An 11,229-nucleotide genomic window follows, 5' to 3' on the forward strand; every position below is an offset into this window, starting at 1 on the left:
TTATCTGGAGTTCAACCAACTGGCAATCTTCACCTGGGTAACTATCTTGGAGCTATCCGCAACTGGGTCGAAGGTCAAAGTGAGTATGATAATCTATTTTGTGTAGTTGATTTACATGCTATTACTGTACCCCATAACCCAGCAACTCTAGCAGAAGATACCTTAAGCATTGCTGCCCTCTACTTAGCCTGCGGGATTGATTTAGAATGCTCTACTATCTTCGTACAATCCCATATCCCTGCCCACAGTGAACTAGCTTGGCTGCTCAACTGCATTACTCCTCTTAACTGGCTAGAGCGAATGATCCAGTTCAAGGAAAAAGCGGTAAAACAAGGGGAAAATGTCAGTACTGGCTTACTGGACTACCCAGTGTTGATGGCAGCGGATATTTTACTTTATGATGCCGATAAAGTTCCAGTGGGAGAGGACCAAAAGCAACACATCGAACTGACTCGTAATATCGCTATCCGAGTTAATGACAAGTTTGGCAGTCAGGAGAAACTTGTGCTAAAGTTGCCAGAGCCTATGATCCGGCAAACGGGTGCTCGTGTCATGAGTCTCACTGATGGCAGGCGCAAAATGTCTAAGTCTGATCCATCCGAGTTGAGCAGGATTAACGTGCTTGACTCCCCTGAGGAGATTCAAAAGAAAATCAAGCGCTGTAAAACTGACCCAACTAGAGGCTTATGGTTTGATGATCCAGAACGCCCGGAATGTGATAATCTACTAACGTTGTATACCCTTCTTTCTGGGAAAACGAAGCAAGAGGTGGCGACAGAATGTCAGGATATGGGTTGGGGCAAATTCAAGCCCTTACTGACAGAGGTAACAATTGAAGCGCTCAAGCCGATTCAACAGAAGTATCACGATGTTAGGTCAGAGCAGGGCTATCTTGAGTCGGTGTTGCGAGAGGGGCGACAAAAAGCAGAAGCGATCGCAAACCAGACCTTGTCCAGGGTGAAAACTGCATTAGGGTTCATTGCTGTAACCTAATTCCTGGAGATAAGTAAATACTATAACCAATGACTAACCCCACTAAGAATTCGTTTCGCACTGCCGTTGAGTCCGGTGAATTTTTGATTACTGCAGAAGTGGCACCACCCAAGGGGGGTAACCCAGCTCACATGGTCAAAATGGCTCAAACCCTCAAAGATAGAGTCCATGCTATCAATATCACTGATGGCTCTAGGGCAGTCATGCGGATGTCGTCTTGGGCAGCCTCGGTGATTTTACGCCAGCAGGGAATTGAACCAATTTGTCAGGTGGCTTGTCGCGATCGCAACCGCATCGCCTTGCAAGCTGACTTGATGGGTATTAACGCTTTAGGTATCAGTAATATTCTCGCCCTAACTGGTGATCCAGTCAAAGCAGGTGATCATCCTGATGCTAAAAGTGTATTTGATTTGGAATCAGTACGCCTATTGCAACTAATTACTAAGCTAAATCAAGGGGTTGATTTCAATGATAAGCCCCTTACTGATCAAGCAACTGATTTATTTACTGGTGCAGCAGTAGACCCCCAGCTCAAGAGTTGGTCAGGCTTACAAAGTCGGTTTGAAAAGAAACTGGAAGCGGGAGCAGAGTTTTTCCAAAGCCAGCTCATTTGCGATTTTGATCGCCTAGAGAAGTTTATGGATCAGATTGCGGCTGGTACTAATAAGCCAATTTTAGCAGGGATATTTTTGCTCAAATCCGCTAAAAATGCTAAGTTTATTAATAAAAAAGTTCCAGGGGTTAATATCCCTGACGAAATTATTGATCGGCTAGCAGCAGCAGATAATCAGTTACAAGAAGGGATAAAAATTGCCGCTGAACAAGTTAAGCTAGCACAGCAACTGTGCCAGGGTGTTCACATGATGGCAGTCCGGCGAGAAGACTTGATTCCCCAGATTTTGGATTTGGCTGGCATTTCGCCATTGCAGAAATCCTCTGCTGTTAATGACTTAGTTTGTAAGTAAATTTCAGATAAATAGTTATAGCGCTGCGACCAGGGAATAGGGAATAGGGAATAGGGAATAGGGTAAATATACCTTATTCTCTTCCCATACTTATCGCATTTACAACATTTATCACACTTCCCACACTTCCTGAACTCTTCCCTATTCCCTATTGCTTTTTCTTTTAACTAATACTAAGAATCACCGAACTAACTACAGGGGATAGGGTGAAAAAAGTTTGACTAATGTCGGTGAATGTCTCAATCAGTGAGCGCCTCTGGAGGGATTGTAAAACATTGATTAGTTTTGAATCCGAGCTAATGGTCATATCCTGGCGCAATTGTTCCCGGGAAACCGGTGTAGTGCTTGTACCTAGATACTTTATTACTTCTCTTTCTGACTTATCTAAGCGATTTAACTGTGCAATTAAAATTAACCTCATTGGTTCGGAAATACTTCCTTCAAGCTTAAAAACTTCGAGACACTGCCATTAAAATATTTGTCAATTGTTGTCGCTACTAGATTTAATGCTAAGGGATTGCCTCGATAACGGGTAATCAAGGTTTCCCATTCTTCCGTATTTCCAAACAAACCGTTATCTACTAAAATTTTTTCAGCTTCTTCTGTAGGTAAACCCTTCAGGGTTAATGAAGCAGTAGTGTTATTTTTTTGCTCCAGTAACTCTAGTTGTAAAAATTTTTCCCAACTGATCAGCAGCAAAGCACTTTGGTGTTTTTCCTGGGCTACTCGTCTCAATAGCTGACCATAATCCTCATAGTTGGCTTGATAGTATCCAGCTATAGCGCCAGGATTTAGAAGCTGCTCTGCGTCATCGAGTATGATCAGACACCGATGCTCTTGTAAACATTTGATCAAGCTAGAAATAAGAGCGTTTATGTCTTCTGGTAACTTGAATGATTGCTGGTGAGATAGGAATTGAAGCAGCTCTACTAGCAGTTGCTTTAGGGGTGGAGCATGGCGGAGATTACGCCAAATAATATAGTTAAATTCCCCCTGAAGATTGTTTGCCAGTTTGACAGCCAGAGTGGTTTTACCAATCCCTCCTATACCGAGAATGGCTACTAGTGAGTATTGCTTTTTACTAATCCATTGCTGCAGTTGATTGAGTTGATTAGTGCGTCCATAGAAAGCAGAAATTTATGGTGCTTCCCCCCAATCGTGGTGGTAATGAGGCATTTTATATCCTGCAACTTCTAGCCAGTTAGGGACGTCTTTCCAGTTAGTGAGGCTATTTAATTCTCGATTAGTTAGTGCTTCGACATATCGATACAATCCCCTAGTCAAGGCAACAGCGATTGAGTTAGAGCTCCGATGGAGAGTCTCAGCTATTTTTTTTGGGGAGTAGCCACAAAGCAATCCTCTCAAGCACACTTTTTATACTGGTGTAAGTGTGGTTTTATTCTGGGTTTCCCTCTGTTTTTGTTCGCCTATATCTATATATAAATTGTCTAAATCCCAGAGCTTTACTGCTTCTAAGAAAAGTTCATCTTCTTGATAAAACGCACCCTGCGCCATTTGCTTGCCTTCCTTGATATAAACTTGTAAACCCTTACAGACTGTGGCTAAAGCATCAACGTTACAGTTGATCGTTGACAGTCAACCGTTGACTGTTCACCGTCAATCACATTGCAACCAATCAGCTAATGCCAAGTAAATGTGTATTAGCTTAGACCTGGTTTGATCAGCACCATCGAAAACTTACAAGGGCTGTAAGTTGTATCAAAGACTCAACAGAGAATCCAGCAAATTCCATAATTTCTTTACAAAAGTTTACAACTACACCATCCAAGTAACTATCAAGTCAAGCTCAGGAAATTATGCAGATATTTACAAAAGTTTACATTTAGGAGTCAGCACTGACGCAACACTGGGCAGCAAAGGGGATCACAATCACTGCTAATACTCAAGCTAATGAGTGGCTAATCTTGTTTAGTTGAGGTTTCAGAAAAGCGATCGCTTTTCTGATTGCAGTCGTTAAGCCAAGGGTTGACAGCTCCGGGACCTGAAGGACGGGGATTCACAGAACATAAAGTTTTGTTGGTTGTGCCAAGCAACCTCTAGACACTCCGGTAAAACCATTGTGCTTACTTTTGCGACCAATATTCCATGCACCAATTACGGTCGGCATTAATTAAATGGCCATCTTTGGAGCGATACAACCCACGATTAATGGCGTTGCTTAATAATGGAATGATTTTAAGAGTGTTTAGGTGCGCTTTCCGCATCTAATTATTAAATTCGCGCTTTGGTGCGACCCAAGGGCGATTTACTCGCCCTTGGGTCGCACCTATCGGCAAAGCCGACGTGGGGCGCGTTCGGGCGCGCACCTGTGGAATAGGCATCTTGGTGGAACTGGCATCTTGCCAGTTTCATGCTTATTTTGGGGCGGGCAGGATGCCCACTCTACGAATATTCATTCAAAGACTGACGCAACGCCCGATTAATTCGTAAGCATTCAGCTATCAGCTATCAGCTTATGCGCTACTTGAGGTGCTACTTGAGGTAGTTATGGGCGAGCTACACCGAACAGCTTTTGAATAAAACGGAAAGTCCCAGGGTCGAAGCCTGTGCCACAAAGCACCTCAAGTAGCGTGAGCCTTTAGCTCACGGCTGACTACTGACAGCTGAATGCTTACATACCTGTTCTATAGCAAAGGGAACAGCAATCCCTAAAACCGAAAATGTATAGAGCCGGGTAATGCTCTGGTTTAATCAAAGACAAGCTTTTACTATATCTAATAAATTTTCTCTGATCTTGCTATCAGTATCAGCGCTAGAATCATTTAGTAAATTTAACAAATTTTCCTTAACTTCCTCTTCTTCTGCTTCCAGCTGTTTTTTCCCTTCTAAGTCTTCTAATTTTTGACGCCATTCTCTACGACTTCTAAATGATTCCTTGCTAGCCTGTTTGAGCTTTTCGCTATAACCTTCCTCGGTGTCCAAATCAAACACAAACATAAAATAATATATGTCTTTTGACATAATCTTATTGGCTATTGCTAAGGCTGATTCATCTGGAGCAACTTGCCAGACCTGTTCAAATACTCTACACAACTCATAAGCCATTTTATTACTATTTTTATAGGCTTCCTGTATTTCCTTGAGTTTTTCACTTTTACTGACAGTTGTCATGTTTATAACCCCTTCTTCTTATTTTAATATGACACTACGTTAGTCCAGCACCGGTGTATTATAAATCATTGGGGGCTGTGTGCCCAGGGTTGCCTCCGCACCTTGTAATCCCCGTGGAAACCCGATGAGCGGCTGCATCCAGACCTAAGCATACAGCTAGCTTGAAGTCTGGTGATAGGAATGAATCATACTAAATAATACCGTAAGGGCGTCTGATGAAAAGCTTTTAAAAAGCTCATGATCAGACGCCCTTGTTTTTCCCAGGATTTATCCAGGGGTAAGTTCAATCTTATTCTGGAAAATTTCCATTCAAGAGGTCTAAGTTGCTAGGATCAGCAGCCAAATCACTCTCCTCATCTAAGCTGTAAACACGGGCTGTGTTATCATCAAGCAGGTTGCCTTGCTGTAATTCAGCACTATCGGCGGGTTCACCATAGCCATAGACCATGCTACTCCCATGGTCGAATTCTGGTTCTGGACTACCAAGATTGCTCTCTTGGTAAGCATTGAAGCCAGTCCCTGCGGGAATCAGACGTCCAATGATGACATTCTCCTTCAGACCCCTGAGCCAGTCAGATTTACCTTCGATCGCTGCTTCTGTCAGCACACGAGTAGTTTCTTGGAAGCTGGCAGCAGAGATAAATGAATCGGTATTAAGGGATGCTTTGGTAATTCCCAGTAGTACAGGTGTATACTGAGCTGGGGCACCACCAGTGATCGCCATTGCTTCATTCACTGTCTCAATCTGCCGCAACTCCACGAGTTCTCCTGGTAGCATAGTGGTATCACCACCATCGTCTACCCTCACTTTAGAGGTCATCTGACGAACAATCACCTCAATATGCTTATCAGCAATATCAATGCCTTGAGACTGATACACCGACTGAACTTCATTGACCAAAAATGCCTGTGCCTGTTGCAATCCCTTTAAAGCCGCTTCGTAGACACCTCTCTTTTCGAGACAGTAGTTGAAGAAAATCTCTAAAATTTCATGGGGATTGGCTGGGCCATCGGTGATGGGTTCAGCGGTACCGACTTGCTGACCATCGGAAACAATAGCATTTTGCCCAGGGGAAATCGGGTAATCGGTCACGACTCCGTCTGACTCAATGACCTTGATATCAACGGTTTCGCCTTCTTCATAAATCACCTGGGCTTCTCCAGGACGTCTGGCCAAGATACAGGCTTCTTTGGGTTTGCGAGCTTCTAGTAGTTCTTCAATCCTGGGCAAACCTTGGATAATATCCCCTGTCTTGGCCCGTTCAAACACCAGCAGTACCAGGTTATCACCCCGCTGCACCAAATCTCCCTTGTCAATTTGCAAAATTGCCCCCGCAGAAACTCGGTATGGACGAGCCAGTCGCAGGATAACGGAATCATCCGTCACCTGAACCACCTGACCTGATTCTCCAGCGGGTGTCCCTTCCGCTAAGGTGTTGGTACCAACGACCAAATCCCCTACTTTGACTGTGGCAGGAGACGTAATGGGGATTGTGACTTGGTCAGCATCCCTGACCACCAGCACTCGGCGAATGGCTTCCAATCCTTCTTGAATCCCCCGGACTTCACCAGCTTCCTTACACTGAATTTCTGTTCGAGCCACTACCGCACCTGCAGGAATTTCGTCCCCATCATTTACTAAAATCCGGGTTTTGGTATTGCCCCCTAACGGATCTGCATTGGTATCCCGGCGAACCACCAACGACTCCAGGATCACCAGTTGTAATCGCATATCCTCAGAGGCTTCATCCTCAGTACCGACTAACTCAATGTCAGCACTCAGCTGGGATGAACTAGAATGGTCACTGCCAGCATCGGGGTTGCTCATTTCCAATACCAGCTGGGTGCGGAGTAATTCCACCCCATCCACAGACTTCACCCGCTCTCCATCTTTATAGGGAATGCGTTGGAGGGCTCGCAATTCAATCTGGGTTCCTTGGGTAGCTTGGTTGGAGTCTTGGGTATTAATGGACGCCTGAGAGGGAACCGCTGGCTCATCTGGTACAGCAAACTCCGTCACTGGCCGCAGCAGCAGTCCCATACCATCAGGTGTATCCACTGCTTCTCCATAACAGAGGTTGTCTACCGTTATCCCTGGCAACTCCTCGGAGCCGGGATAGATCAGCTGACCCTCACTGGTCATGTTCTCTGGCAGGTTATCCACCAGATGAAATTCCCCAGGCTTAACCACAATTTCCCGGAGGATGTCATTTTTTTGGACAACTTCCACTACACCGGACGACTGACAGAAGATATCCTTAACCACTTCTGTCCCTGCTTCCACGTATTGACCGTCTTCCACAAGCAGCAGGGAAATATCTTTGTTGACCTCATGGCATTCTTCCGGAATCCAGAGTAAGGTACCCCCTTTGGTAACTTCGTAACCTTGCTTGGCTTTACCCCGTTTAGCCACCTCTACACCAGCATATTTAATGATGCCACCGGTTTTAGTGTAGTATTGGTCATCAATCAGTTCCGCCACCACCTGGTGGTTCAGTACCTTTGTGCCAGGGGTTGCCTTCAGGGAAAAGTGCTGATTATTGGCGGTGTGAATCACATATTGTTCCCTACCCCCCGTGCTTTCCATTCTCACCTGTGATTGATCCAAGCGGACGGAAGCTGTGATAATGTCAATTTCTCTTTTGCCTGGGGTCAGTCGCACCACACCACCGTTGAGTGTGACTAATTTGGTTTCCGCCATTACTGTCCCAATCTCTACAGTATCCCCATTTTTCACCACCGGTTCGGCACCAGGGGGTAGGTTATAGACGTCCCCAGATAAAATCCAGAGCAAACCGCTGCGCTGGGCAATTCGAGTGGTATTACCCTGTCGATCTGTTTTTTCCTCGGGGACTAAGTCAGCAAATAGCACTTCCCCGGCTAAATCCGATGCCACATCCTTAGCCGCTTTTTCTGTGGAGGGACGGCTTTTACTCAGGGCTACTTCCGCTAAGAGATCACCCTTGTTGACCGTTTGCCCATTACTGACTAAGAGCAAGGAGCCCGCTGTTAAAGGAAAGGTTTTGGCAGAGCCATTAGTTGCTTCCAAAATCAGATCCCCAGCTACTTCCACTTGTTGACGGTCGTCACCGTGGCGAGTCCTAACTTGGCGGGTACGTAGGTTTTTACCAAAGCTTACTACACCCTTCATGGGAGCAGAGAGCTGGCGTGCCACTTCCCCGGTAAACACACCCCCCGTGTGGAAGGTTCGCATAGTCAACTGAGTTCCTGGTTCCCCAATAGACTGGGCAGCAATAATCCCCACCGCTTCGCCCAAATCCACCATGTGCCCATGAGCTAAGCTCCAACCATAGCATCTCTGGCAAACTGACCGCTGGGCTTCACAGGTTAGAGGCGATCGCACCATTACCTCTTTAATACCAGACGATTCAATCTCTTTGGCTAGTTCATCAGATACATCTTGGTTTTGTTTAGCAATTACTTTCCCGGTTTTTGGATGAACCAATTCCTCTGCTACAATTCGACCTAAGAGCTTATCCGCTAGGGAAATTAAAACGCGATCGCCATCGGTCATCGGTGTGATTTTGATGCCCCGACTTGTGCCACAATCAAGGTCTCGTACAATCACGTCCTGGGAAACATCTACCAGACGACGGGTGAGGTAACCGGAGTCAGCCGTTCTCAGGGCAGTATCCACCAAGCCTTTGCGGGCTCCGTAGGATGAGATAATGTATTCCGTTACTGTTAAGCCTTCCCGGAAGTTAGTCTTAATCGGTAGGTCAATAATTTCACCTTGGGGATTAGCCATCAGACCCCGCATACCTACCAATTGCCGCACCTGAGACAAGTTACCCCGTGCTCCGGAAAAAGCCATCATGTACACTGAATTGAGGGGGTTTGTGTCTTTGAAGTTACGGACCACCTCATCTTTGAGAGCCTCAGAGGTTCCGTTCCAGGTATCAATAACTTTTTGAAACCGTTCAACTTCAGTAATTTCACCCCTAGTGAACCGGCCTTCTGTGGCACGAATCATAGCTTCCGCCTCATCTAACATCTGGCGTTTAGCTGGTGGCACTTGCAGGTCATCTACACTGATAGAAACCCCCGCCTGGGTAGCATAGCGGAACCCCAGATCTTTGAGTTTGTCTGCCATTTGGGCTGTCCGGGCACTGCCGTATTTGGTATAGGCCCAAGATATCAGCTTTTTTAACCGGCCTTTATCAACAATCCGGTTATAAAAAATTAATTCTTTTTGAGCTTTTTGATCTGCCATGATGCTTTTAAAGGGGATGACTAATTAATAATTTAGAATGGGTTAATTTAGAATTTAGAATGGATTAATTTAGAATTTAGAATGGGTTAATTTAGAATCTGGGGGGGGGTACATGCAAGCTTAAAACCTTACTGGGTAATAATTTAATCCCATCAGTTATCAAAAGATACATGCTGTTTTGGGCGCGACCTTGGATGCAGTTATCAGGGTTTGAGCTTCCATAAAATGAAAAGAGGGTCAATTGACGACTGTATATTCCCTGATATCATTGGCCTCAAAGCCTTATATAGTAAGCTTTTCAGGGCTCATGTCACCCCCTCAGCTTGAACATCTTACATTCTAAATTATACATTCTCAATTATACATTCTATTGAATTTCCTAATTCTAAATTCGCGCATTCTAAATTCGCGCATTCTAAATGCTTACCGATACTTTTTAGCTACCAAAATCTACCTTCGAGACCTAAACCTAACCCGATTAATTTGGCCAGTATTTTTATACTTCTTCTTGGCTTCCCTGACAGCCGTGCAAGCATCCTTAATCGCTATGGATTTAATTTGATAAGGTACTGTCTTGCACCACTCGGGAAGGTTGTTTAGTATTTCAGTTTTAATGGCAAACCAGTTAGCTTTGTTTTCGCCATTTTCTAGTATTTTTACAGTTTTATTAAAAACATAACGGGACACTCCAAACCAGTGGCGGATAATTGCACGCTGTTCAGAGTTTAGGAACACTCTTATCTTCTTTGATTTTTGTCCCGTACTTTCTGAGTCCGTGGACTCTACAGGAGAAGACGTGAATGATGGAGAGAAGATCTGCCGTGAGTTCAGCCTCGGGGCAACTTTCAGGTTGGTCGAGAACCAGGATTTTTCCACCGTTGAGACTGACCAAGTACTCAATGAGTTCAAATCCAAATCTGGTAAGTCTGTCTCGACAGGCAACAGCAATCGTGAGCTGATCTCCTCGCACAAGCCGTTCCAGTATGGTTCTAAGACCTTTGCGTTTATAGTTGAGACCTGATCCGATGTCTTTGATGATTTCCGCTTCCGGGAAGAGGGAGTGCATGTAGGCAATTTGCCTGGCGAGGTCGTCAAATTGTTTGCTACTGCTGACTCGGCAGTAACAGATGGTAGCTGGCTGTCTTGGTTGTCTTCGCCCCAGACTGAGCAGGCTTTCTGTGTCAAAAAACCTTGTTCCTCCTGGAGTTTTTTCGCATTTGATCGTTCCATCGTCCGCATATTTCCTCAGAGTGTTCCTAGATAGTCCCGTAAGTTCGACCGCCTTACGAAGTGGTACGAGTGCCATCCTTATAATCTACCAAATAGTGGAATATTTTGGTAAATTAGTGGACACTTTGGTTAACTGTCACAATCCTTTTACCTAGCCCCATAGGGCTTCTTGAATAGTTTTGTTGTAGATGATCCGACCTGCGGTGGTGCGGATGTACTGGGAAATAAGTTCACCATCGGCTGTTTCCCTCACTCGCCGGTTTTTGTAGACTTTGGTCACCATACCATCGGGTGAAGATTCTTCAGAAATCATCTCCTTGTCTGGTTCGTCTGTGTCAACTATGCCGTCATAGCGCACCCAAATATAGGCATGGAGGTGTACTTGCTTTTGTTCGTAGGCTTTGATTGCATCCTCGAGGTTAGCAAAGTAACGACCTGCTCCCTTGGTTGCATTGGGATTTTTGGCGGTTAGATAATAGCATCCCAAGACCATATCTTGACTCGGTGCTATAATGGGGCGACCTGTTGCTGGTGAGAGAATATTGTTCGATGCCAGCATTAACAACCTAGCCTCTGCTTGGGATTCTAGGGATAGAGGCACATGTACTGCCATCTGGTCGCCATCAAAGTCCGCATTAAACGCTGGACAGACTAAGGGGTGCAGTTGAATGGCAC

9 protein-coding genes and 2 pseudogenes are annotated in these 11,229 nt (G+C 45.1%); 2 read left to right on the top strand and 9 right to left on the bottom strand.

All coding sequences use genetic code 11. The features are described 5' to 3' along the window. Both trpS and F6J94_RS21925 read left to right on the top strand, forming a co-directional pair. A partial coding sequence (gene trpS / locus F6J94_RS21920) for a tryptophan--tRNA ligase (RefSeq protein WP_293044120.1) occupies window positions 1-993 on the top strand: 993 nt, incomplete at its 5' end. A gap of 29 nt (window positions 994-1,022) precedes the next feature. Then, the gene (locus tag F6J94_RS21925; protein ID WP_293044122.1) at window positions 1,023-1,958 is read left to right on the top strand and encodes a methylenetetrahydrofolate reductase; all 936 of its coding nucleotides are present in this window, start codon (window positions 1,023-1,025) and stop codon (window positions 1,956-1,958) included. A 163-nt stretch (window positions 1,959-2,121) separates the two neighbouring features. On the opposite strand, the gene F6J94_RS21930 is transcribed toward F6J94_RS21925, so the two are convergent. The 9 genes and pseudogenes from F6J94_RS21930 to rpoC1 all read right to left on the bottom strand — a co-directional run. Further along, window positions 2,122-2,379 carry a hypothetical protein gene (locus tag F6J94_RS21930; protein ID WP_293044124.1) on the bottom strand — a complete coding sequence of 86 codons (258 nt, stop codon included), beginning with the start codon at window positions 2,377-2,379 and terminating at the stop codon, window positions 2,122-2,124. Next, window positions 2,376-3,095 carry an NB-ARC domain-containing protein gene (locus tag F6J94_RS21935; RefSeq protein ID WP_367142254.1) on the bottom strand — a complete coding sequence of 240 codons (720 nt, stop codon included), beginning with the start codon at window positions 3,093-3,095 and terminating at the stop codon, window positions 2,376-2,378. Before F6J94_RS21935 ends, F6J94_RS21930 begins: the two co-directional genes overlap by 4 nt. Continuing rightward, window positions 3,096-3,323: a hypothetical protein gene (locus F6J94_RS21940; protein ID WP_293044126.1), complete on the bottom strand. Its 228-nt coding sequence runs from the start codon at window positions 3,321-3,323 to the stop codon at window positions 3,096-3,098. Between the two features lie 9 nt (window positions 3,324-3,332). After that, window positions 3,333-3,473, bottom strand: coding sequence for a hypothetical protein (locus F6J94_RS21945; protein WP_293044128.1), 141 nt, complete (start codon window positions 3,471-3,473; stop codon window positions 3,333-3,335). 1,197 nt (window positions 3,474-4,670) lie between these two features. Then, window positions 4,671-5,090 carry a hypothetical protein gene (locus tag F6J94_RS21950; RefSeq protein ID WP_293044130.1) on the bottom strand — a complete coding sequence of 140 codons (420 nt, stop codon included), beginning with the start codon at window positions 5,088-5,090 and terminating at the stop codon, window positions 4,671-4,673. 289 nt (window positions 5,091-5,379) lie between these two features. After that, on the bottom strand, window positions 5,380-9,324 hold the full coding sequence (locus tag F6J94_RS21955) for a DNA-directed RNA polymerase subunit beta' (RefSeq protein WP_293044132.1): 3,945 nt from the start codon (window positions 9,322-9,324) through the stop codon (window positions 5,380-5,382). 453 nt (window positions 9,325-9,777) lie between these two features. Then, window positions 9,778-10,059, bottom strand: a pseudogene (locus F6J94_RS21960) (helix-turn-helix domain-containing protein); the annotation flags it as partial. Further along, entirely contained in the window at window positions 10,043-10,630 is a 588-nt protein-coding gene (locus F6J94_RS21965; RefSeq protein ID WP_293025773.1) for an IS607 family transposase, read from the bottom strand. The pseudogene F6J94_RS21960 and the gene F6J94_RS21965, both read right to left, overlap by 17 nt. Window positions 10,631-10,705: 75 nt before the next feature. Continuing rightward, window positions 10,706-11,229: pseudogene (gene rpoC1, locus F6J94_RS21970) on the bottom strand (DNA-directed RNA polymerase subunit gamma); the annotation flags it as partial.

The sequence above is a fragment of the Moorena sp. SIO1F2 genome (genome assembly GCF_010672755.1).
Classification (GTDB): Bacteria; Cyanobacteriota; Cyanobacteriia; order Cyanobacteriales; family Coleofasciculaceae; genus Moorena.

Coding starts and splice junctions, on each gene's coding strand:
- F6J94_RS21925 (WP_293044122.1), top strand. CDS start 1,023: ATGACTAACCCCACTAAGAATTCGTTTCGCACTGCCGTTGAGTCCGGT.
- F6J94_RS21930 (WP_293044124.1), bottom strand. CDS start 2,379: ATGAGGTTAATTTTAATTGCACAGTTAAATCGCTTAGATAAGTCAGAA.
- F6J94_RS21945 (WP_293044128.1), bottom strand. CDS start 3,473: ATGGCGCAGGGTGCGTTTTATCAAGAAGATGAACTTTTCTTAGAAGCA.
- F6J94_RS21950 (WP_293044130.1), bottom strand. CDS start 5,090: ATGACAACTGTCAGTAAAAGTGAAAAACTCAAGGAAATACAGGAAGCC.
- F6J94_RS21955 (WP_293044132.1), bottom strand. CDS start 9,324: ATGGCAGATCAAAAAGCTCAAAAAGAATTAATTTTTTATAACCGGATT.
- F6J94_RS21965 (WP_293025773.1), bottom strand. CDS start 10,630: ATGGCACTCGTACCACTTCGTAAGGCGGTCGAACTTACGGGACTATCT.